The 24,526-nt window shown below is 39.9% G+C and carries 17 protein-coding genes; 6 read left to right on the top strand and 11 right to left on the bottom strand.

Annotated elements, in window-relative coordinates; genetic code table 11:
- Positions 1–131: 131 nt before the first annotated feature.
- The gene (locus tag ACOFKR_RS12180; protein ID WP_419801077.1) at positions 132–1,421 is read left to right on the top strand and encodes an erythromycin esterase family protein; all 1,290 of its coding nucleotides are present in this window, start codon (positions 132–134) and stop codon (positions 1,419–1,421) included.
- 85 nt (positions 1,422–1,506) lie between these two features.
- Here the strand turns inward: ACOFKR_RS12180 and ACOFKR_RS12175 are convergent, their stop codons facing one another.
- Positions 1,507–1,935, bottom strand: a complete 429-nt coding sequence (locus ACOFKR_RS12175) for an aspartyl protease family protein (RefSeq protein WP_419801076.1) — start codon at positions 1,933–1,935, stop codon at positions 1,507–1,509.
- Between the two features lie 188 nt (positions 1,936–2,123).
- Here ACOFKR_RS12175 and ACOFKR_RS12170 point away from each other — a divergent pair, with 188 nt between their 5' ends.
- Positions 2,124–2,960, top strand: coding sequence for an alpha/beta fold hydrolase (locus ACOFKR_RS12170; RefSeq protein WP_419801075.1), 837 nt, complete (start codon positions 2,124–2,126; stop codon positions 2,958–2,960).
- Between the two features lie 60 nt (positions 2,961–3,020).
- Here ACOFKR_RS12170 and ACOFKR_RS12165 read toward each other — a convergent pair whose 3' ends face one another.
- Entirely contained in the window at positions 3,021–5,270 is a 2,250-nt protein-coding gene (locus ACOFKR_RS12165; RefSeq protein WP_419801074.1) for a BamA/TamA family outer membrane protein, read from the bottom strand.
- A 4-nt stretch (positions 5,271–5,274) separates the two neighbouring features.
- Entirely contained in the window at positions 5,275–10,359 is a 5,085-nt protein-coding gene (locus ACOFKR_RS12160) for a translocation/assembly module TamB domain-containing protein (RefSeq protein WP_419801073.1), read from the bottom strand.
- 191 nt (positions 10,360–10,550) lie between these two features.
- Here ACOFKR_RS12160 and dnaE point away from each other — a divergent pair, with 191 nt between their 5' ends.
- The 3 genes from dnaE to ACOFKR_RS12145 all read left to right on the top strand — a co-directional run bounded on the left by dnaE (position 10,551) and on the right by ACOFKR_RS12145 (position 15,632).
- Positions 10,551–14,135: a DNA polymerase III subunit alpha gene (dnaE, locus tag ACOFKR_RS12155; protein ID WP_419801072.1), complete on the top strand. Its 3,585-nt coding sequence runs from the start codon at positions 10,551–10,553 to the stop codon at positions 14,133–14,135.
- 113 nt (positions 14,136–14,248) lie between these two features.
- Positions 14,249–14,569: a thioredoxin gene (gene trxA / locus ACOFKR_RS12150; RefSeq protein ID WP_419801071.1), complete on the top strand. Its 321-nt coding sequence runs from the start codon at positions 14,249–14,251 to the stop codon at positions 14,567–14,569.
- 139 nt (positions 14,570–14,708) lie between these two features.
- Positions 14,709–15,632: a DUF58 domain-containing protein gene (locus ACOFKR_RS12145; RefSeq protein WP_419801070.1), complete on the top strand. Its 924-nt coding sequence runs from the start codon at positions 14,709–14,711 to the stop codon at positions 15,630–15,632.
- 42 nt (positions 15,633–15,674) lie between these two features.
- Here ACOFKR_RS12145 and ACOFKR_RS12140 read toward each other — a convergent pair whose 3' ends face one another.
- From ACOFKR_RS12140 to ACOFKR_RS12105, 8 genes are all read right to left on the bottom strand, one after another.
- On the bottom strand, positions 15,675–16,868 hold the full coding sequence (locus ACOFKR_RS12140; protein WP_419801069.1) for an aspartate aminotransferase family protein: 1,194 nt from the start codon (positions 16,866–16,868) through the stop codon (positions 15,675–15,677).
- Positions 16,869–16,936: 68 nt separating this feature from the next.
- On the bottom strand, positions 16,937–17,428 hold the full coding sequence (locus tag ACOFKR_RS12135; RefSeq protein WP_419801068.1) for a hypothetical protein: 492 nt from the start codon (positions 17,426–17,428) through the stop codon (positions 16,937–16,939).
- 31 nt (positions 17,429–17,459) lie between these two features.
- The gene (locus ACOFKR_RS12130; protein ID WP_419801067.1) at positions 17,460–18,173 is read right to left on the bottom strand and encodes a hypothetical protein; all 714 of its coding nucleotides are present in this window, start codon (positions 18,171–18,173) and stop codon (positions 17,460–17,462) included.
- Between the two features lie 49 nt (positions 18,174–18,222).
- Positions 18,223–18,777, bottom strand: coding sequence for an RNA polymerase sigma factor (locus ACOFKR_RS12125; protein ID WP_419801066.1), 555 nt, complete (start codon positions 18,775–18,777; stop codon positions 18,223–18,225).
- A gap of 162 nt (positions 18,778–18,939) precedes the next feature.
- Positions 18,940–19,407, bottom strand: a complete 468-nt coding sequence (gene bcp, locus ACOFKR_RS12120; protein ID WP_419801065.1) for a thioredoxin-dependent thiol peroxidase — start codon at positions 19,405–19,407, stop codon at positions 18,940–18,942.
- 27 nt (positions 19,408–19,434) lie between these two features.
- A complete protein-coding gene (locus ACOFKR_RS12115) occupies positions 19,435–21,168 on the bottom strand; it encodes a M23 family metallopeptidase (RefSeq protein ID WP_419801064.1) in 1,734 nt (577 codons plus the stop codon).
- 1 nt (position 21,169) lies between these two features.
- Positions 21,170–21,781: a fumarylacetoacetate hydrolase family protein gene (locus ACOFKR_RS12110; RefSeq protein ID WP_419801063.1), complete on the bottom strand. Its 612-nt coding sequence runs from the start codon at positions 21,779–21,781 to the stop codon at positions 21,170–21,172.
- Between the two features lie 81 nt (positions 21,782–21,862).
- Positions 21,863–22,363 (bottom strand): T9SS type A sorting domain-containing protein, encoded by a 501-nt coding sequence (locus tag ACOFKR_RS12105; protein ID WP_419801062.1) that lies wholly within the window; start codon positions 22,361–22,363, stop codon positions 21,863–21,865.
- Positions 22,364–22,546: 183 nt separating this feature from the next.
- On the opposite strand from ACOFKR_RS12105, the gene ACOFKR_RS12100 reads away from it, so the two are divergent.
- Positions 22,547–24,487 (top strand): KUP/HAK/KT family potassium transporter, encoded by a 1,941-nt coding sequence (locus tag ACOFKR_RS12100; protein ID WP_419801061.1) that lies wholly within the window; start codon positions 22,547–22,549, stop codon positions 24,485–24,487.
- Positions 24,488–24,526: the final 39 nt, after the last annotated feature.

Below are 24,526 nucleotides of genomic sequence, written 5' to 3'. Positions count from 1 at the left end.
TTTAGGTGATAAAAGAAGTATCTTCGAGTTTGCGATTTGTGATCGTATCTTGCCAAACAATTAAATAAACAAAGTATTGTAACTTGTTTTATTGTTGAAATTCCATTTATCAAATTTATCGCCCGCCTTTTATGATGCCAAATAAAAACCAGCATTTCGCTATTTGTTTTATATTCATACTATGTCTATCCTGCTTAAATGTAGCGGCACAGAAAAGTTTGATCTCATCGCTTGATGAAGCTGTAATACCTTTAAAAACTACAGAGGCTGACAGTAGTTTCAGTGACCTGCAGAAACTCGACAAGATTATAGTTGGAAAAAGAATTGTGGCATTAGGGGAAGCGACGCATGGAACAAAAGAATTTTTCACCACGAAAGAACGGATGATAAAATATCTGGTAACTGTGCAGGGTTTCAAAACAATCATATTTGAAGCAGATTTTGCCGGAACATTTGCAATGAATGATTATGTGCTATATGGTAAAGGAACGGTGAAAGAGGGATTTAGCAAAATGACTTTGGGTATTTATTATAACAAAGAGTTTCTCGATCTGGTAGAGTGGGTCCGAAATTACAACCTAAGCAAACCAATTAAAGACCGGGTGAGGTTTTATGGCTGTGATATGCAGTTTGCTTTCAATTCCGGCGAGATATTGAAGGGAAAGCTAATTGAACTTGGAATATCATTATCACCGCAGGCAACGAAAGGGCTGGATTTTATGACACGTTGGGCATTTGTAAAACCAGATAAAGAAATTCTCCCTTTACTGGAAAGTTTAAAAACGGAGTTGTCAGCCAGCATTGCTGGTGACACTTTGTCCAAGCATAGTGTCGATCATCAAATTATAAATGCAGTTATACAAACGGTTGATTACGCTAAAGCTGCGCCTCTTCAATATAACCTAAACATCATTCGCGACAAGTATATGGCAGCTAACATTAGCTGGATCTATGATCACGAAAATCTGAATAAAACAATTATTTGGGCACATAACCAGCACATAGCCAAAGATATTACTTTAAATAATAATTTACCCATGGGTTATTATTTAAATGAAAAATTTGGCACCAGCTATTATGCGATGGGTTTTGGGTTTGATTCGGGCTATATGAGCGGATGGAACAATCAGCAAAAGAAAACAGTTATTTATACGATTCCAGATGTTACGATAAAGAACTCAAGTGATTTTATATTCGCACAAGTTTCTACCCCTAACTTCATTCTAGATTTCGGGACCGCATCTTCAAACCCGGTTATCAAGCAATTCCTAAATACCAAAGTGCATTCCCGCTCTATGGGAGCCTCTTACAATGAAAAGCAGCAGGCTACAGGAAAAGGCACTTATCAAATGTTGAATAAAATGTATGATGCAATCATCTTTATTAGAAATACAACCGCGTCCACTACAATTAACAACTAATTTTTTCGCTGATTGGAATTTGTAATATTGTAAATCCCAAACAGTAAATTTCAATCCACCTAATACTTCTTTTATCACCTAAAAATTAATTCCTTTTCAAGCTTAACTTCCCCTTCCCATAATCAATCACCGCCCCAAATTCTACCAAAACATCTCCGCCCAAAACACCCAGGACTGGCGCAATTTCAAGCTTTTGATAAGCGATGTTGATGGCAGATAAATCCAGTACGGCAACTTCCAACTGCGGGACATGGAATTTACCAATATACAAATCGGCAATTTCCGCAGTGAAAGATTCCATATTGTTGGTGCCCAAACCGGTGGTTAAATGTCCGGATTTTAGTTCTTTTTCATGGATCAGCTCAAGTAGTAAAGTTTTATCAAAAGCGGTTTTAGAGGCACCGGTATCTACCACTAACTTAAATTTTTTGTTGAATAGTTTAATGTTGACCAGCAGATGAAAGCCGTTTCCGTTCAGATCAAGCAACGTTAACGGGATGCTTTTTTTAGGCATATAAATTTGTGCTCATCAGCATAAAATAATGTTGATATTTTTGGCGAAGATAAAAATGCTGCTCATTATCATCAGCTTAAATAAATGATAATGCTTCTTTTACCGGTATAAATTTGGTCTGCTGTTGTAGCGGCAAAACAACTTCTCTCCATTTCGGGTTATCAACATCAATTCAAAAACAGAATATTATGGCATTTATAGAATCAAAAAGCAGCAACTCAACACCTGTAAAAATATTTTATCAGGATTTGGGCGAAGGAAAACCGGTTGTGTTAATTCATGGCTGGCCGCTAAACAGCGAATCCTGGGAATATCAGTTAAACGAATTACCCGCGCACGGTTTGCGCGTTATTGCTTATGACCGGAGGGGTTTTGGCAAATCCGGCAAACCCTGGGAAAATTACGATTACGATACTTTAGCATCTGATTTAAACGCCTTGCTGGAAGAACTGGATTTGCGCAATGTAACTTTAGTAGGGTTTTCGATGGGCGGGGGAGAAGTGATCCGCTATTTAACCAATTATGGCAGTTCGAGGGTTGCAAAAATTGCTTTGGTCAGTTCAATTATCCCTTTTATCCTAAAAACGGACGATAATCCGGAAGGTGTTCCGCAGGCGCAGTTTGATGAATTTGAAAGTCAGCTGCGCGATGACCGTCCAAAGTTTTTGGCAGCTTTTGGCAAACAGTTTTATGGTGATAGTTTGCTTTCGCCATCGGTTAGCGGCGAAATGTTAAACTGGACGCAAATGATGGCTTTGACCGGGAGCGGAAAAGCAACTTTGGAATGTATGAAAGCATTTTCGACGACGGATTTCAGGAAAGAATTAAGTACCATAAAATTGCCTGCTTTGATTATTCATGGCAAAGACGACAAAACGGTGCCGATAAAAACAGCAGGCGAACAGGCCGCCAGGTTGCTGCCCGAAGCAGAATATTTAGTTTATGAAGGTGCGCCACACGGTTTGTTCATCACCGAAAAAGAAAAACTGACCAACGATTTAGTTGATTTTATTACCAGGTATTAAAAAAGTATGGTAAAAGAAGCACGGTTTATTGTAAACCATGCTTCTTTTATAAGGTAAAATTTAGAATGGATAACCGATGGCCAGGTTAAATACCGGCGAATTAGAATTGGTTCCGGCCGTTGGGGTGTAAGGTTTTAACACCGGGAAACCCAAATCTGTACGCAACACCAGTACGCTGGCATCAAAACGCAAGCCAAAGCCAACATCGGCCGCCAGTTGGTTAAAAAAGTTTGAACCGAAAGTACCGCCTGCCTGATGCGGTTTGGCATTCCAAACATTACCGGCATCTGCAAACAAAGCACCATAAACTATACTGAACAGTTTTGGGCGATATTCTATGTTCCCTTCCAATTTTATATCACCGGACTGATCTGCCAGAAAACCGCCCTGCTGGCCATAAACAACAGGATTAACCGTTCCTGGCCCGATAGATCTGGCCCTGAACCCGCGCAAACTATTCGGTCCGCCGATAAAAAATTGCTGACTGTAAGGCAAAATTGTGGAGTTGCCGTAGGGTAAGCCTGCGCTGGCGATTAAACGTGCCGCAATCTGGCTGTTGGTGCTTACTTTGTGAAAAAAACGAAACTCGTTTTCAAGCTTGATATATTGGTTATAAGGCGTGCCGAAAAGCTTTTTTACATGTCCGCCCAAAGTATCGGCACCACTAACCAAACCGATAATATTGCCTGAAAGGCTAAGTCTTGTGTTAAAATAAACCGTGTTGGTGCGGTAGGTTTCCGTGGTGTTGGTATATGTGTAACTATAACTTGGGCCGAAAGTGAACTGTGGATCAATCACATGTTTTAGGGCCGGATTATTTTGGTATAATGGATTATTGGTATAAGCAGTATCTACTTTGGTTGGCTTTACGTAAGTAATTGTCAGGAAGTTTAACTCATGCGATCTGTGTGTATTTTCGCGCCATTGATATCCAAACGAACCGTTAAAAGAACTTAAATTATATAAACCAGACCGATTTACAATAGAATAACCAACCGATAAATTGGTATGCGGGATGTAAGCATTATCGTTTTTAAATTTAAACGGACTTACAAACCGGGGCCATGAAAGCGAGGTTTGTACACCAACTTGTGTTAAAGGGTGGCCGCCGCCAAACTGGCCGGATACCTGCGCATCGGTGCTGCCAAACAAGGTTACGGTCAGTAATTCTCCACCTTTAAAAGTGTTCCGGTTGCGAAAGTTGAGGTTCAGCTGTGCACCATTATAGTTGGCAGAAGTTGTACGGCCAAGTAGATCAAAAGACAAAGATTTTTTAGGGTATTGTGTCAGAAAGTAAAACACATTTAATTTTGGAGAATCGGTGGAAACTTCTTCAAAACGATTCTTTACATATTTAAATGGTCCCAGATTGATAAATTTATTTAGAGATTTATTATGGTCCGTTCTGTTGTAAACGTTTCCCGGCTGTAGCTGCACCGTGTTTTTAAATATAAAAGGTTTAACCGTAAATCGTTTCTGGATAACGTTGTAAGTGCCATATTTTACAGCACTGTCCAGCATTAAAGAGGTATCCCGCAGTGAATAATTAGGGTAAATGTAAATGTTATTGATTTTGTAAATATCGCGTGCCTTGTCTGGCGTTGTATTAACCACCTGCATATCAATATCTACCTGATGGTTGCCAATATTTGTACTGTCAACATGTGCTTCCAAATCTTCCGGGGCAAAATAATAGAAGCCTCTTTCTTTTAAAGTAGCATCAATCCTGGTACGTTCAGATTTGATAACATCCAAATTGTACTTATCGCCTGGTTTCAACAAGCTTTTATTGGCGATACCGGCAATGGCCGTATCTAAACTGTTTTTAGAAGTAGGAAAAGTTACCTTTCTGATCGTGTAGCCGGGCCCGGTGTTTACCGTATAGATAGCCGTTGCTTTTTTATTTTTGCTAACCGTATCACCGGTAACATCTGCCTGGAAATATCCTTCATTTTGCAAACGGTTAATTAAGATCTTGCTGTTTTTGTCCAGATCAACGGCACTTACCAAAACCGGAGCTTCACCTTTAGAATTCAGATAATGTTTGATCCCTTTCTTTTTGGTAGTTCTGGTGATATTATACAGGTATAGTTTCGGCCTTAATCCTAAAATTGAAGCATTTGGTTTTGGCCTTAATAAACCGGTAAGTTCATCTGTTAAAGCTTTACGGTCACTTTTTTTTAAGTCCTTATTTTTGATATCTACTTTACCGCCAACATACAATTTTTGATTGCCGGTTAAATATTTGGTGTTGCTGCAGGCATCCAGAAAAACAGTAATCAACAATAAATATCTGATGGATTTGATCATGGGTTTAGTTTGTGGTTTGTTCTTTCTTTTCCTTCTTTTCCGCTCTGATTCGTCGGCGCATCTCCTTCAGTTGTTCAGATGTTTTAAAAATATTTTTAAACTTATTGTAATCAACCGTAAAAGAAAAACCAATACCGGTTTCAACCACCTGGCCCTGTATTACAATGTATTCATCCCTCCGGTAAGCGCGTAATGCAAAGCGGCCATCTTTTGTCAGTTTATAACCAACTGTAACATTACCGGCAATGGTACTTGCTTTTTGTCCGGGTTGATTTTGCCCTTCCAAATTAAAATTATTACCAACAGAAACAGACAAACGATCATTTAGAAAACGTTTGGAAAGTGCTACGTTCAAATCGGTCCTGTTCTGAGCCGTACCAGAAGAGTAATCTTCACCGGACTGCAGGTCAAAATTCAAATCAACACCTGCAATGGAATTTCCAACCAGTTTATTCAATTGATCTGACAGCAAACCGCTTACACTATTCCTTACAATCCCTTGCACGCCGCTGCTGCCACCAGAACTTTGCAACGGATTATCTCCAATAAAGTGCCCTAAAACAAGCACGCCCAAAACCTGCTTGTTGAGCTCATTCGGATCCTGGCGGATTTGTGCGAGCCGGGTGTCAACAGTATTGATCACCTCGCTGGAAACCGTATAATTACTATCTGGTAAGATAATATCAAAGCTGATAGCTGGTTTCAACAGTTCGTTCTTTAGGTTCAGGTTTACGTTGAAAGGCAGCTTTTGCTTATACATCGTTTTTTCTGTTTCAGAGTTTAACTGATCTTCCACTAAATCAATAGGAGGGACATTGGCCACGTAAGTAGCCGTTAAATCAATGTTGGCACTTGTTGGGTCACCCGTCCAGGTAATTGTACTTCCTCTTTTAAAGTTAAATTTACGCTGAACCGTTGCATAAGCCAAATTATACGAACCTTCATTTACCGTATATGTACCGGTCAAATTGGTTTTTCCGCTTGGGTCGATACCTGCGTTCAACTGCGCTTCGCCTTTAATATGTACTATATCGCCATTGCTTTCATCAATTACGATGTTAAAGTTTGCATTTTTATTGATGGTGATATTTGCCGTAACGTCCAAACCGGTAATATCAGATTTAGCAACAGAATCACGCTGTTTGGCAAGTAAAATCGAATCCAGTTTTGGTGCGCTGTGGTTTACAAACACAACTACGCCTTTTCGGTCCTGTATGCCCGGATCGCTTTGCGGCAAAACAATAGTCATGTCCGTTTTGTCATTCACAACCAGGTTGCCATCTACAACCGGTTTATTTAAATCCCCCCGGATTTTCAGCCGTGTGTTTAAAAATAATTTGCCGTAAAAAAGCTTATTGTTTTCCCGGGTAGAATTTATGGCTTCGAAGTCTTGGGCATTGATGTCCAAACCAAATCTGAAATCGGTAAATGTTTTGGTATAAACTGCTCCGTTTATCGTGGCTTTATTACCGGCCGAGTCAACCAGTGTAAAATCATTGAAAGCGATACCATCCTGATTAAAGCTGATTTTTTCGTTATCTAAACGAAAACTTGCATTCAGCATAGAAACATTAAAACCAACTTTATTAAAGTTGATATCACCCAAAACGCGCGGAGCAGAAGGAGAACCTGCAATTTTAAGCTGACCGTTTAAGCTTCCGGTTGTGTTTTTTAAATTGCCCAAGGTAAAACCTTCAATACTTTTCATATTGAGTTTCACAATGTTCAGGTTAAAATCCAGGTTGTCATCCTTTTGATTGGTGCGGTACAAGCCATCCAGTTTTACTTGATTTCCTTTCCCGGTAATATCCACATTTGCAGCAAAAGTATTGGCTTCCTGATTATTTACTTTGATGGCAATATCACCCAAAGTATCAGCCTTAAAACTGAAATCCTTGATTTTCAGATCAGAAGTAATCACCGGAGATTTGGCAAAGTTGCTTACCAGTGCATTGCCATTGATCGTACCGCCGATTTTGAGCGAATCTTTTTCTGCAATCTGGGTTATAGTTTCAATTTTAAAGTTTTGAAAAGTTGCAGATAATGGCCCGTTGTATTTCTGATTGGTGGTATTTATGCCCAGTACCTGATTATTGTTGGATATATTAAAATCACGCGCCAGAATCCCTTTCGAACCAAACTGAAACGCGTTATTGGCACTCACAGCCCAATTGGTATAATCCAGCATCAAACCATTCTGCAGCAAATTAAACTCGTACTGACTGCCCAAAGCTTTAAATATACCAGCAATTTTGTATTGCTCTTTCAGGTTTTTATCTTTTATTGATACATTCAAATCCAGTTTATTATTTTGAGCCTTGCCACTGATACTTGTATTTAATAACTGAATGGAAGAAGTTGCAATTTTATCAACTTTAAAACTGTAATTTAAAGCATTGTTCCCGGTATTGATTGCCAACCTTAAATTGCTGATTTGATTTGAACCGTAAACGGTGTTCGGGATTTCACCATTTATCACTAAATCTCCTGCATCGCTATTAAAATGGCCATTCAGTTTTACCGGATCCAATTGTTTTAAATCAGGCGCAAACTGTACTAATAAAGGTGTTTTAGTGATTACCGCCTGAAATGTAAAATTTTGCGGGGAATATTTAACTTTGGATGCTTTTCCGCCAGTGTTGTAATACTTGTTAACAGTAGCTTGCAAGGCCGTTGCAACTTCAGTAAGCTTGTACTTACCGGCCATACTGGCAGATAAAATAGAAGATTTAATATTTAAAGTAGAATTGCTTGGAGTAGCAGTAGATGCGATACTGATCGAATCCAACTGAATGCGCTGCGCTTTTTGTACCACCAATAAATCAGTAATCTGTATTGTTCCGTTCAGATAATCCGGATCAGCCGTTGCAATATCAGCCACAATTTTACCATGTAAACGAAGCTCGCTGCTGGCAAAATGCAAACGCTGCAAGTTAATGCTGTCCAGGTTTAAAGTAGCTTTTACGGCCGGATACTTATTGGCCATATTTACTTTGGCATCTAAAGCGAAATTAATGTTCGGGTCTTTCATCCGCGCATCGGCATTGATCAAACCGTTGTGCGCAGTTCCGTTTAACACCAAATTTCGGTAAACATATCCTTTAACATCTGCCCGCACCACATTTGCAGATAATGTAGCGTTGGCATTTTTTACACTCGTTCCGGAACCGTTTACTTTAGCGTTTAGCGTAAGGCGGCCAACAGTTTTCTCCTGTTTGATCAAACGGCCAACATTAAAGTTATCCATTTTAATATCCGCTCTGTAAACTTCGCTGCCTTTTTTACTGCCGCTTTTCATACCAGCAATTGCCCGAATATTCCCATAACTGGACCGTAGAGCTAAATCGGTATTAAAATTTTTGATGCTTCCTTTAAAGGTTCCTTTTAAACCTAAAGATTCCGGGATACGGATGCTTGCCGGAATAGAACCTGCCGGTGCCAAACGTGCAATATCGCTCGCAGTTGTGCTAAAATCTTTTATGTTGAGATCGAAATAAGCTTTATCCACATCCGGCAAACCTTTTAAATGAGCCGAAGCATTGATTTTAGTTTGCCCCAATCCGGTAATGTTCAGATTTTGAATTGTCAGGTCATTTACTTTGCCGGTAATTTTTCCGTTGATGTTGAGCGAACCGTTCGGGTTTCCTTTAAACGGAGGTGTATCGGCCAGCGAAGGCACAAAGTTCAAAACATCTTTAAAAGCTAATTTACTGTCTTTGAAATCAGCATTAAGCTGCAGCTGACCCAGGTTTTTGCTAACTGCTGCAATAGATGGATAACGCACTTCAATATAATCCCGGATAATCGTGCCCGGCGTTTCTAAATACAGGTTTTTTAAAAAAGACTGTTTTTGCCCGTATAAAAAAGTTGTCCTGAAGTTTTTGATCTGCACGCCGCTTTTCTCCGAAAAAGCAAACTGGTTTATTTTGCCTGAAATCGTTGTCGGGCTGTATAAAATATCATCAGCATCAACATTCAAACTCTTTAAATTGAGATGATTGTAATCGATACCTTTTGGCAAAGCTTTTACAGCATTATTGTCAAACTGGATGTCATCATCGGCAAAAGCAACTTTAGCTAATTTTACGGTCCAGCCTTTTTCCTGGGCAGCAGTTTTTGTAGTGGTGTCTTTATCAACTGCTTTTTTGGATGCTTCTTTTACCGTACTTTTTATGTCGGCTGCGGTTGATGGGCGGCCGGTCCCCAAAGCTGCTTTGGTTTGGTTCAGCTCAATGTTTTTGATCACCACGCGCTGGTTTTTAAGGTCGATACTGTCCAGTTCAACCAAAAACTTGCCTAAATCCACCTTTGTTTTCAGGGCAGAATTTTCATTCAGATAATCGACTTTGATTTTAGACAGATCAAGTATCCCTAATTTCAGATCATAATTCAATGGTTTGGACGATGCCGTATCTGTAGTTGATGCTGTTTTTACAGGTGAAATTTTGTGCTGGACAACTTTTGCATTTACATCAGATAACGTGATTTTCGGAACGGTAAATTTCATCTTGTCCAAATCAAAATCTTTGATGTTGGTGTCAAAATGGCCCAGGTTAAAAATCACATCATTGCCCGAAACAGCATCATTATATTTGATATGAATCCGGTCAAGGTTGATTTTGTTGATCGAAAACTTCATCGAAGCCGTATCATTCGGGGTAGGTTTTTTCTTCTGCTCGCTGGCAAAAGCTTTAATAATATAAGTAAAATTGAAATTACTGTCGGGCAGCGTGCGGTTAATGTGCGAAGTGATGCCTTGCAGGTTAAGTTCGTTGATTTCGATCTGATTATCCAGGATTTTTAACAAACTGATGTCAACTTTCAGCTTTTCGCCTGAGAGCAAAGTATCCTTTTTCTGATCTTCAAAATATACATCGTTCAGCACGATCAGCTTTGGCAAACCCAATGAAATATGCCCGATCCGAACCGGCGTATGGATTTTGTTTTGCAGATAAGTTACTGCTTTATCTTTCACAAAGTTTTGTACGGCAGGAACTTGTATCAAAACCACAATTAGCAAAACAAGTGCAATCACACTAACAATCAGCCAAAGTACAATCTTAAGGAATAAGCGTCCGTATTTTTTCAAAATATCCGAATTGATTAAAAATTCATTTTATCAAACATACAAAAACTGCTGCTTGCATTAGTTAACTGATACCGAACTTCAAGAAATTAGTTTGTGCAAAAATAGCATAGAATGTCATTTTATACGTGGCTTTTCCACAATAAGTGCAGACAAATATAGTTTTTGGTAAATTTGTAACACATACTTCTTTTATGCCAGATTTTTCTCATTTACACGTTCATACCCAATTTTCTTTGTTGGATGGTGCTGCGGATGTTGGTAAACTTTTTAAAAAAGCCGCTGCCGATGGCATGAAAGCCATGGCCATCACTGATCATGGGAACATGTTTGGTGCCTTTAAGTTTGTTGCCGAAGCCGGAAAGCACAATGTGAAGCCCATTGTTGGCTGCGAATTTTATGTGGTAGAAGATCGTCATAAAAAACAATTTACAAAAGATAAAAAAGATATACGTCATCATCAGCTACTACTGGCCAAAAATGCCGAAGGTTATAAAAACCTGATCAAATTATGTTCGCTGGGTTATATTGAAGGCCTGTACAGCAAATGGCCGCGTATTGACAAGGAGTTGATTGAAAAATACCACAAAGGTTTAATTGCCACTTCGTGTTGTATCGGTGCTTCGGTTCCGCAGGCCATTTTAAAAAACACGGAAACTGAAGCCGAAGCCGAGTTTAAATGGTGGCTGGATTTGTTTGGGGAGGATTATTATATCGAACTACAGCGGCATGATATTCCGGAGCAGATCAAAATCAATAATGTTTTGACTTCTTACGCCAAAAAACATGCGGTAAAAGTAATATGTTCCAATGATTCGCATTATGTAGATCAGCAGGATGCCAACGCACACGATATTTTACTTTGCGTAAACACCGGCGATATGCAAAGCACACCGATTGCTACCGATGAAGAAGGCGGAAAAGGCTATCGTTTCGGTTTTCCTAATGACCAGTTTTATTTTAAAACGCAGGCCGAAATGGGTCAGCTTTTTCACGATATCCCGGAATCACTGGACAATACAAACGAAATTGTTGATAAAATCGATCACCTTAAACTGAAACGGGATATTTTACTGCCGAATTTTCCGGTTCCGGCAGAATTTAACATTCATCATGGCGCAGAAGCAGACGTGTTGAACCAGTGGGAATTTTTAAAAGACATGACCTACAAAGGTGCCAAAGAACGCTATCACGAAATTGGCCTGGAAGTGCAGGAACGAATTGATTTTGAGTTGTTCACCATCAAAACAATGGGTTTTGCCGGTTATTTTTTGATCGTGGCGGATTTTATTAAAGCTGGCCGCAATCTTGGTGTTTTCGTGGGGCCCGGACGTGGTTCGGCGGCTGGTTCTGCCGTGGCATATTGCATCGGCATCACCAATATTGACCCAATTAAATATAATTTGCTTTTTGAGCGTTTTTTAAATCCCGATCGTAAATCTATGCCAGATATTGATACGGATTTTGATGATGAAGGACGGCAGAAAGTAATTGATTATGTGGTCGATAAATACGGTCAGAATCAGGTTGCCCAGATCATTACTTATGGATCAATGGCGGCGCGGACAAGCATCCAGGACGTTGGCCGGGCACTAAATATGCCTTTATCCGAAGTAAACACCATCAAAAAATTAGTGCCGGAAACTTTGGGCATCACCCTGAAAAAAGCAATTGAGCAAGTGCCCGAACTGCAGGAGATTTTAAAAGGAAAAGACCTGAAATCCAAAGTGCTGGCAGAAGCAGAAAAACTGGAAGGTTCTGTACGCAATACTGGTGTGCACGCTGCCGGAATTATCATTGCGCCGGAAGCTTTATATAATATTCTGCCGGTGGCCACTTCCAAAGAGTCAACTTTGCTGGTTACGCAGTTTGACGGTAAAGTGGTGGAAGATGCGGGCGTAATCAAGATGGATTTTTTAGGGCTAAAAACACTAACGATCCTGAAAGATGCGCTGCGGATGATCAAACTGAACCACAATATTGATATTGCGATAGATGAACTGCCGCTTGACGATCAGGAAACTTATGAGTTGTACCAGGCCGGAAACACCAACGGCACTTTTCAATTTGAAAGCGATGGGATGCAGATGTACATGCGCGAATTAAAACCCGATAAGTTTGAGGATTTAATTGCGATGAACGCTTTGTACCGACCGGGACCAATGGAATATATCCCGAATTTTATTAAGCGAAAACATGGATTAGAACCGATCAGCTATGATTTGCCGGACATGGAAGAATATCTGGCCGAAACTTATGGCATTACCGTTTATCAGGAACAGGTGATGCTTTTATCGCAGAAACTGGCAGGCTTTAGTAAAGGCGATGCCGATGTTTTGCGGAAAGCGATGGGTAAAAAGCAGATCGAGATCCTGAATAAAATGGAAGCCCAGTTTGTGGAAGGTGCTACGGCAAAAGGCCATCCGAAAGATAAACTGACAAAAATTTGGAATGACTGGAAGGCCTTTGCACAGTATGCGTTTAACAAATCGCATTCTACCTGCTATGCTTTTGTGGCTTATCAAACGGCTTATTTAAAAGCGCATTATCCGGGCGAATACATGGCGGCGGTGCTGAACAATCAGAACAATATCGAAAAAATCACTTTTTTTATGGATGAATGCCGACAAATGGGCATCCATGTTTTAGGCCCGGATGTGAATGAATCTTCCACAACTTTTACTGTAAACAGTCATGGTGAAATACGTTTTGGATTAGCCGGCATAAAAGGCGTTGGCGAAAAAGCCGTGGAAAGCATCATTGAAGAACGCAATACAAATGGCTTGTACACATCGATTTATGATTTTGCGCGCCGTTCCAACAATCGTTCGGTCAACAAAAAATCTTGCGAAAACTTAGTGCTTAGCGGTGCTTTTGACAGTTTTGGGTTGAAGCGTTCTCAGTTTTTTATGAAGACGGAAAACGGGATTCTGACAGGTTTGGAACGTTTAATCAAATACGGAAACGATTTTCAACATTCTGAAAACAGTTCGCAGGTTTCGCTTTTTGGTGGTGCAAATGCTTCTTTTATCCCCGAACCTTCCATGCCCGAAGCCGAGGAATATCCGCTGATTGAAAAGCTGAAATATGAAAAAGACCTGATCGGGATTTACCTCACCGGCCATCCGCTGGACAACTACAAGTTTGAACTGGACAAATTTTGCAACGCTAAAGTTTCCGATTTAAAGCTGGTACAAAAAATGAAAAACCGCGAAGGTGGCGATGAAGTAATTGCTTCTTTTAACGAGCTAAAACGAAGATCAGAATTGTGCATTGGCGGTTTGGTTTCCAACGTTCAGCATAAAATGACTAAAACGGGCAATCCTTTTGGTACGTTTGTTTTAGAAGATTACAACGATAACTACGAGTTTGCGCTCTTTGGTGATGATTACATCAAATTTAAAAACCTGCTTTTGGATGGTTATTTTTTGCAGATAAAAGGTTGTGTGGAAGAAAAATTCAAGCAAAAAGACAATTGGGATTTGCGGATTTTACAGATGCAGTTGCTATCAGAACTGCGAGACCGGTTAACCAAATCGATTACCATCAGTTTAAACTTAAATGAGCTTTCTGATCGTTTGTTGAATGATTTGCAGGAATTGGTTGAAGAAAATAATCAAAAATATGCGGTAAAAAACTGCCAGCTTCGTTTTCAAATTAAAGACAAAGAGGAAGCAATTGCGGTAGAAATGCCTTCAAGAAGTTTTAAAATTAACCCGAGTGATGATTTTATAAACAGGATTAAACTACTGACGAATAACCAGGCGCAATTAAATTGATAAATTATAAACCATAAAAACAGTAGTCGTTAGATTGTCAGATTGTCATACTGCAAGCGTGGCAAGCAAATTGTTTATTCTATATTTGTTTATACATTATAAAACATAAAATCATGGCTATAGAAATTACAGATGCCAACTTTGATGAGTTGGTGTTAAAATCAGATAAACCCGTTTTGGTTGACTTTTGGGCAGAATGGTGCGGCCCTTGTAGGATGGTTGGCCCGGTTGTAGAAGAAATTGCCAAAGAATACGGCGATAAAGCAATTGTTGGCAAAGTTAACGTGGATAATAACCCTGGTATATCTATGAAGTTTGGTATCCGTAATATCCCGGCTTTGTTGTTTTTTAAAAACGGAGAAATTGTGGATAAGCAAATTGGCGCTGTCCCAAAATCGGTTTTATCAGATAAACTGAACAAACAATTGGTATAATACTTCTTTTATCATATAAAAAACCCGGCTTATTTAGGTTGGGTTTTTTTATGTCTTAAGTTTTTTGAAATGCTTCTTTTATCACCTTAAAATTGGTGTTACATTTCAAAAGCCAAATCAAATTTTATAGTTTTATTAAATGAATATCAGCCTCGGCCAAAACCCCGAAATACAACAATTTGCCAACCTCGAACTGTTGGCCAAACAAGTGGTAGAAGGTTTTATCACTGGTTTGCACCAAAGTCCGTTTCATGGTTTTTCGGTTGAATTTGCCCAGCATCGCGCTTACAACAGCGGCGAATCTGTGCGGAATGTAGATTGGAAACTGGCTGCCCGAACGGATAAATTGTTTGTGAAACAGTTTGAAGAAGAAACCAATTTGCGTTGTTTTTTGGTGTTGGATACTTCTTCGTCCATGAACTTTCCGGAAAAAGGTTTAAGCAAATTGGAATTTGGCATTTGTGCGGCGGCTTCGTTGATGTATTTATTTAAAAAGCAGCGCGATGCTTTTGGATTGTGTTTGTTCTCGGATCAGGTGGATTTCATCAGTCCTGCAAAATCCACTTCTGCACATCTTTTTTATCTTTTCGCACAGCTGGAAAAACTTTTACAGGATAAAAGAAGCATGCAATCAACAAATGTTGCTTCCGTTTTGCACCAGCTGGCTGGACAAGTTCACAAACGGTCATTGATTATTATTTTGAGCGATATGCTTGAAAATGCGCTGGACGAGCAGAAATCAGCCGATCTTTTTGCAGCATTACAGCATTTAAAACATGGCAAGCATGAAGTGGTGATTTTTAACATTTCCGATCATCAGAAAGAACTGGAATTTGATTTTGAAAACCGGCCATATCATTTTGTGGATTTGGAAAGTGGTGCCGAAGTGAAAATCCATCCAAACGAAATCCGCGAAAGTTATCAGTCCGCCTTAAACAATTACCGCCACCAGCTGGAACTGAAATGTGTTCAGTATAAAATCGATTTGGTTGATGCCGATCTGCATAAAGGCTACGATGAAGTTTTGAAAGCTTATTTGATCAAAAGAAACAAAATGAGCTGATGCTGTTTTTATCAGCCTAAATTTAGGTTGGTAAAAACAGTATTAATTTTCAGCAAAAAAATCAATCGCTTCTAATATCACTTCGCAAGCTTTCCTGATTTCATCCGGGCGGATAATTAACGGCGGTGCCACGCGCAAAGCTGTTTCGCAGTGCAAAAACCAATCTACAATTACGCCGTTTTCCACGCATCGTTTGCTCACGTTTTCTACCTGGATAAAGCTGTTTAATTGTATCGAAAGCATCAAACCTTTGCCCCGCACTTCTTTTATTTTGGGGTGATGTAAAAGTTGCCGGAACAAAGCTTCTTTCTGCGAAACGGTTTCGATCAGGTTTTCCTCCATTATCACTTCCAGCGAAGCCAAACCTGCCGCACAACAAACCGGGTGGCCGCCAAAAGTGGTGATATGTCCTAAAATCGGGTTTTCTTTCAACGCATCCATAATCTGTTTTGGGGCGATAAAAGCACCCAAAGGCATTCCGCCGCCAAAAGCTTTGGCCGTAAGCAAAATATCCGGCACGATGTTAAAATGCTCAAAAGCAAACAACTTTCCGGTCCGGCCTAAACCGCTTTGGATTTCATCCAAAATCAGCAACGTGCCGGTTTGCCAACATTTATGCCGTAAAAGAAGCATATAATCTGAATCCGGAACGCAAACTCCAGCTTCGCCCTGTATCGTTTCTATAATTACAGCAGCCGTTTTAGTTGTAATCTGCTCTAAATCATTGGGTTGATTAAAGTTGATGAACTTAATTCCGGGCAGTAGTGGCCGGTACGCCTGTTTGTAATGTTCGTTCCCCATCAAACTTAAAGCACCTTGCGTACTGCCGTGATAAGCGTTTTTGCAGGCAATAATTTCTGTGCGACCGGTAAATCTTTTGGCCAGTTTCATCGCGCCTTCGGTTGCTTCTGTGCCCGAATTGGTGAAATAAACCGAATTCAGGCTTTCCGGTAGTAGCGAGATGATTTTTTGAGCAAGCTTTACCTGCGGCGTTTGCACAAACTCGCCATAAACGCTGAGGTGCATGTACAAATCTACCTGATTTTTAATGGCTTGCACAATTTTTGGATGGCCATGACCAATATTGCTCACTGCAAAACCCGAAACCAAATCCAGATAAGCCTTTCCTGTTGCATCATACAGGTATAAACCTTCAGCACGTTCAATTTCTAATAATCTGGGCGAACTTGATGTTTGGGCAACATTCAGCAAAAAAAGCTGTCGGTTTGTAAGCATCTGCAAAAATATAAAAGGCCTTCAATAAGTTTTGAAAGCCTTTTGTAATAAATATCTTGAGTAATTATTTAATCATTATTACGATGGTTTTTTAAACGTTTAATCATCTCTTCGTTAAATTGGCGTTCACTTTTCCAGAAACTCATTACTTTTTCGGGAGGCAAAATCCTCGAAAACTCATCATTATAATGCTTTTTGATGTTTAAGATTTTAGAATCGTACTCAAAATTATCACTAACAACATCCTGTGCATTATTTCGCGAATTGAACATATTTTGTCTTTTCTGGTGCAAAACAACATTCATTTCTTTTTGATATTGATTATATACCGGCCAAAATTTTGTGGCTTCATCATTGCTTAAATGTAGATTATCTGATAAATAATCAGATTTGATACCTTCAATGCGGTGCATACCGGCAGAATTATCAATATTGCCATTGCTAAAATTACTTCGTGTATCCATGTTAGAACGTGGCACCCTGAAGCTTTGAGCCAAAATCAGTTCTGCTTTTCCGAGGAAAAACACCAGAACTACACCTATAAAAATTCGCTTAATCATAACTATCTCCCAGAGTTTATTTATTGGAACATTAATTTATGGGCGTACTGTTGCTGTCTGTACTGCTGTTTTTATCAAGATATAAACCATCATCTGCCATACTACTTTCTAAAATAATGTGATTGTCGTAGCTATCAGCATGAACGTCCAGATAATTTTCTATATCAGCATCCGGCAAAGCAGAAAGCCGCGTTTGGATATTGTGCGCCGCTTCATATTTTTTCACGCCAATTCCGGTTATCACCGCAACCGCAATACAAGCTGCGGTAGCATATTTCCATGCTGCTTTGGTGAAAAAATGTTTGATTTTTGCCGGTTGTTGTACTGTTTTTATGCCTGTTTTTTGGTTGATCTGATCAGCCAGCGTTTCAAAATAATTTTTCGGAACGCTAAAACCTGCCCCGTTTTCTGCAAACTGATTAATTTTGATCCGGGCAGCAATGATACTTTGCTGCTCTTCAAAAAATCCGGTAGATTTTAAAGAAGGATCTTGTTGAGGGCGCAGTTCCTCCAGTTTTACAGTAGATAAAATCCTGTCCTGTAAACTTTCAAAATAGTTTTTCGGAACCGAAAAACCATTAGCTGGTGTTTTTAGCTTCAGATTTTCTGCAAAAACTGCCGATATGATATTTTCCCGCTGCTCTTCAAAAAAAAGATCAGGAACCCCAAAAGGATTGCCATTACCTGTTTTTTGCAGAAGAGGACATTCGTTTAGCCAGTCGTTATGTTCGTTTAGCTCATTCATGACGAAAAGATAGAATCAAAGTTTTGCAAAAGGTTTAATCATTTTAGCATTAATCTTCTGTTAACAAATAGGCTTCTATTTTTTTAACAGCCAGATGAAACGATGATTTTAACGCGCCAACGCTTGTGCCCAGCACGTCAGACATTTCTTCGTATTTCATCTCATCAAAATATTTCATGTTAAAAACCAACCGTTGTTTATCCGGCAAAGTAAGGATGGCTTTTTGCAGTTTCCGCTGTGCTTTATCGCCATCAAAATAAGCTGATTCTGTTAACGATTCGGACAGTTCATACGAAACATCATCAAAAGAAACATTGTTTTTAAGTTTTTTACGGTTCAAAAACGTAATGCATTCATTGGTTGCAATGCGGTACATCCAGGTGTAAAGCTGTGCATCGTTGCGGAAGCCGAGCAGGTTTTTCCAGATTTTTACAAAAACTTCCTGCACCAAATCGTCGGTATCGTCATGGTTGATCACCATCCGCCTGATGTGCCAGTAAATTTTTTGCTGATACTTTTTAAGTAACAGGTTAAAAGCCTCGTTCCGGGTTTTTTCGTCCTGAAACTTGCTTAGTATTTCTTGATCTTCAACCTGTGCAGACATGTAAAGTTTTGATATGGATGAATCGGATTATTTAACAAACTTAATCTTTTTACGAAATAAATTTCGGTTTGGATGACAAAGCAAAGCAATTTTAGGTCGATAAAAACAGTATGACCGGCAAAAGCTGTACAAGTTTATTCCAGGTTTGGGCAGATAATCCAATCAGGCCAGTAAATCCAAAATCTGCTGCGAAGCGTTTTTGGTATCCACTTTTTCAATCATTTTTTGGATGATGCTGTTTTTATCGATCAAAAACGTAGTTCGCGCCGTGCCCGTATAAACTTTGCCGTACCTGTTTTTTTGTACCCAAACGCCATAACTTTCAGAAATGGATTTATCTGTATCGGCAATCAGCGGAAAAGGCAGCTGATATTTGTTTTCAAACTTTTTGTGCGATTTTTCATCATCAGTGCTTACGCCAACAACGTTGTAACCATGCTGTAAAAGCGCTTCGTAATGATCCCGAAAACTGCAGGCCTGTGCCGTGCAGCCCGGCGTGTCATCTTTTGGGTAGAAATATAAAATCAGGGTTTTATCCAAAAAATCCGAAAGCGAAACAGAGTTTCCGTTCTGATCTTTTGCGGTGAAATCCGGTGCTCGGTCGCCTTCTTTTAAAACTTTGTTTTTCATGCTGATGGTTTTTAGGTGATGCTGTTTTTACCGGTAAAAATTTAGTGTCAGTCTTTTAGTGTTTTCTTTTTGATCGGTAACTACCACTTCCAGCTGATGTTTTCCCGCTGGGCAGTGTTCATCAAAAAAATAACGGAACAACCTGTTTTTATAATCATGTTCCAGCAAAACCCACTGGCCATCTATATAAGCGTCATAAGTTTTGATACCTGATAAATTGTCGCTAATCCGGAAAGATATATGATTTACTGCGGCCATATTTTTTCCTTCAGAAATATTTACCGGCACAATTACCGGCGCAATCGTATCCAAAGCAATATAGTAATCACCAAAACTTTTGATCTTGGTTTTTACATATCCATCTTTAAAAAAACCGCCCAGGCTGCCATGCCCGGTATTGATAATAAGGGCTTTATCAGCATAAATCCCAAGCGGGACATCCGGTTTAATCCACAAATCAACATTGTCATGCAGCGGCGTAAACCGGTTATGAATGCGATGTACAACCGAATAACCGCCTGCTTTTTGCGGCAAAATGCTGTATGCAAAATCCAGGTTTTCGTACAAAACACCTTCCGGAAAAATTACTTTTACCTGGTTGGTCGCAAACGTATTTTGCTGGTTTGCTTTAAAAAAATTTGCACTGATTACAGGTGTTTCCACTGCTGTTGGAATAGTAGATTTTACTTTAAATTTTAAAGTAGAAGTATTGCCGGCCACATCTTTTACAACGTATTCAATTTCGTGCAGCGCATCATCATTAAAATTGATTATGCCGCGGTTGAGCGTACCATTGTACAAGCCAATGTGGTTGCCGGGATCAACAAAACTTTTCTGGATGTACCGGCCCGAATTTAAAAAAGCCGGATAATCCAAGTGCGAATTAATGGCGTGTGTTTGGTCAAAAGCAAAATGATCAATCGTAAATTGATAAACGGTTTTTCCATCATCAATTAACTGGATGGAATAAATACCATTGCGGTTCATCGAAGTGCTGTTCATATCATTTGTAGTGATGCCAAACGCCGTTTCTCCGCTTAAATTAACTGGCGATGCTTCTTTTAGCCGGTAATTTCCGGTATTGCCAACAATTGGAAGCAATTGTTTTACAGTGTTTTCGTTAAAAGGTTTTCCGTTGAGATGATAAGTGTAAATGGCAGCAATGGTTGGTGGCACGCGGTCCGGAATGGTTAAACCAAACAATTGCGGGTTGATGGTTTGCTCTGTTTGCGTATCCCGGATTTCAAAATGCACATGCGGACCTGCAGAAGCACCGGCATTACCAGACCAGGCAAAAACATCACCTTTTTGCAGCGGAATTTGTGTAGGCTGCAGCAGGATATCGGATTCGTAAACCTGGTTTTTATATTGATAGTCTTTGATGATTTTGGCCAGTTCCGGCGTCACGCGCTCCACATGCCCATAAACCGTGGTATAACCATTAGGATGATTGATGTAAACCGCCAAACCAAAACCGCCGTACTGCACACGCAACCGCGAAACAAAACCCTCTGCCGCGGCATGAACGGGATAGCCGGTGCGCTGATTGGTTTTAAAATCCAGGCCGGAATGAAAATGGTTCGGCCGCAATTCGCCAAAAGTACCGGCCGTGGTAGGCGGCAAATCCAACGGGTAACGAAAATAATCCTGCGGATAGCGGTAAATACTTTGCGGTAAAGTAGCACTTCGGGTGAGGATTTGAGCCTGAACAGAACAAAAAACAGTCGATAAAAACAGTATTGTAAAAAACTTCCTGAACATCTTACCGCACCAAAAAATCAAGCATTTTCTCATTCTCCAAATAACCTTCCAAATGATCACCTGCTTTTACGCGCGCCACACCGGCCGGGGTTCCGGTAAAAATCAAATCGCCTTTTTTCAGCGTGATGTATTGCGATACAAAGACGATGATCTGCTCAAAAGAAAACAATAAATTTTTGGTGTTGCCGGTTTGCCGAGTTTCCCGATTCACGTCCAAATGGAAATTCAACTCAGATAAATCCGGAAATTGCGTTTTTGGCACAAAATTGCTGATCGGCGCAGAGTTGTCAAAACTTTTGGCCAGCTCCCAGGGCAAGCCTTTTTCTTTGTGTTTTTGCTGAATATCACGCGCGGTGAAATCAATGCCCAAACCAATTTCATCATAATAAGTAGCGGCAAATTTTTCGGCGATGTTTTTGCCTTCTTTGGCCACTTTCAATACAATTTCAATTTCGTGGTGAATGTCTTCCGAAAATTCCGGGTGATAAAAAGGCTTGTTGTCTTTCAAGACAGACGTGTCCGGTTTCATAAATATAACGGGCACGCCAGGAATGGGATTGTTTAGTTCTTTGGCATGTTCGGCATAATTACGGCCGATGGCAATGATTTTCATACGCTTAACTTTTTGCCAAAACTAAATATAAAAAAGCGCGCAGTGTGCAAAAAAGGCACCACCTTTAACACAAAACAGCTGTTACAAGATAGAAATCCGCTTGATAAAAGGCTCCGTTCCGGCAATAATCCGCACAAAATAAAACCCGGGTGAGATGCGGTTACTTAGCATAAACGTATTTTTTTGTTCGCCTGCTTCAATCCGCTGAGACATTAAAGTAAGCACATCATTACCCAAAATATCCATAATTTTAATGGAAACGTTGGTGTTGCGCTTTACATTATAAGTCAAATTGATCTTATCAGTAATCGGGTTTGGGTAAATCATGACGTCATTCAACAGCTTCTCGTTATCAGATTTGATTACGCTTTGTTTTGCTGTAACGGTCTGATTTTGAATAGGTTTTACAGGAGGAAGTATTGTTTTAAACCCGTTTCTGAGGTAAGAGGCATGTTCTGATCTTGCCGGAATGCTGTCAAATTTTATTTTTGCAGAAACAGCTGTGCTCAATACAAAACTCATCAATATTATTGCTGATAGGACAATTGTAAAGAAAGAAGCAACAGCGTAAATTTTTTTCATTTATATATTCTGGTCAAAAGTATCAATTTCTCAATCTAAAAGAGTTAATACGATCAAAAACAGTATGACATTTAACAATATTTAACATCTGCAAAAAACGCTAAATTCGTGCCAGTTTATTAATAACTATTTTATCAGACAGGAGTTAATAAACGTAATATTTTTAATGTTAAATATTTAAACGTGAATCACAAAGATCTACACAAATTTTCTGCTGCCGGCTTTTTAATCAGTTTAGGCATTATTTATGGCGATATTGGTACTTCGCCGTTGTATGTTTTTACGGCAATCGTAAACAGCCAGCCCATTTCCAATATTTTGATTTTAGGCGGAATGTCCTGTATTTTCTGGACACTGACTTTGCAAACCACGCTTAAATATGTAGTCATCACGCTTCAGGCAGATAACAAAGGTGAAGGAGGCATTTTTTCCCTTTTTTCCCTGGTGCGGAAAAAGGCCCACTGGCTTGTTGTGCCGGCGGTTATCGGCGGCTGCGCGCTTTTGGCCGACGGTATTATTACACCGCCCATCACTATTTCTTCGGCCATACAAGGGTTGGATATTTTGTACAAAGGGCTGCCTACTATTTACATTGTTGTTGCTATTATTTTGGCCTTATTTCTGATCCAGCAATACGGTACTTCGCTGGTTGGTAAGGCGTTCGGGCCGATCATGATGATTTGGTTTACAATGATGGGTGTTTTAGGAATCTCCTATATTATACACATGCCTTCTATTTTTAAAGCGTTAAACCCGTACTACGCTTACCAGTTGCTGGCCCATGATCCGAATGCATTTATCATTTTGGGCGCGGTATTTTTGTGTACCACAGGTGCCGAAGCTTTGTATTCTGATTTAGGACATTGCGGCCGGGACAATATCCGTGTAAGCTGGGTTTACGTTAAAACCTGCCTGATTTTAAACTATTTAGGCCAGTCTGTCTGGTTGCTGCAGCATCAGGGGCAAACGTTAAACAACCAAAATCCGTTTTATACTATTATGCCGTCGTGGTTCCTGATTTTCGGGATCGGGATTGCAACCATGGCTGCCGTAATTGCCAGCCAGGCTTTGATTTCCGGTTCTTTCACACTGATTTCCGAAGCGGTACGGTTAAACTTATGGCCGAAAGTAAAGATCAATTATCCAAGTATGCAAAAAGGGCAGTTGTATGTGCCAAGTGTAAACTGGCTGCTTTGCATTGGTTGTCTGGCGGTTGTGGCAATTTTCAGGAGGTCGGAAAGGATGGAATCTGCCTACGGTTTGAGCATCACGATTGCCATGCTGATGACAACCATTTTGGTTTCCGTTTACCTCAGCCGAAAAAAGTACCCTTCCTATCTGGTTTATACTTTTCTGGTGGTTTATGTATTGATCGAAGGCAGTTTCCTGGCCAGTAATTTAGTAAAATTTGTGCATGGCGGCTGGTTTGCCGTGATGATCGGCTGTATTTTGTTTTCGGTAATGTGGACCTGGCATTCCGCCCGGAAAATCCGGAACCGCTACATTAAATTTATTGAGCTGAGTGATTATTACGAAATCATAAAACAATTAAGCGACGATGAATCTGTGCCGAAGTTTGCCTCGCAATTGGTTTACCTCACCAGTGCCAACTTTACCTCAGAAATTGAATCGAAAATCATTTATTCCATCCTTCAAAAACAACCGAAACGCGCCGATATTTACTGGCTGGTGCACGTTGACGTGATGGACGAGCCTTATATGAGCGACTATAAAGTTGATTTTTTAGTGCCGAACAAACTGATCCGGATTGATTTCAAACTCGGTTTCAGGGTTGAGCAGCGCATCAATCTGCTGTTTAGAAAAGTAGTGGAAGATTTGGTGAAAAATGGCGAAGTGAACATCACCAGTAAATATACTTCCCTCAACAAGTATAAAATTGTGGGCGATTTCAGGTTTATTGTGCTGGAAAAAGTATTGTCCAAATCGCACAACCTTTCTTTCAAAGAGTATTTTTTTATGGAATATTACTTTTTGCTGAAAACGCTGAGTTTATCAGAAGAACGTGGTTTTGGCCTGGATCTAAGCTTTGTAACGGTAGAACAGGTTCCGCTGATGCTGGCCGACCCGGAAGTTGTAACGCTCAGCCGCATCCACACGCATTAAACTTTTTTCTGTGCGATGCTTCTTTTACCACCTAAATTT

Origin of the sequence: Mucilaginibacter sp. (genome assembly GCF_965201005.1) — a bacterium.
Taxonomy (GTDB): Bacteria; Bacteroidota; Bacteroidia; order Sphingobacteriales; family Sphingobacteriaceae; genus Mucilaginibacter_A.
Note: the sequence above shows the minus strand (reverse complement) of the source record. Positions and strands in the feature narration are given on the sequence as shown.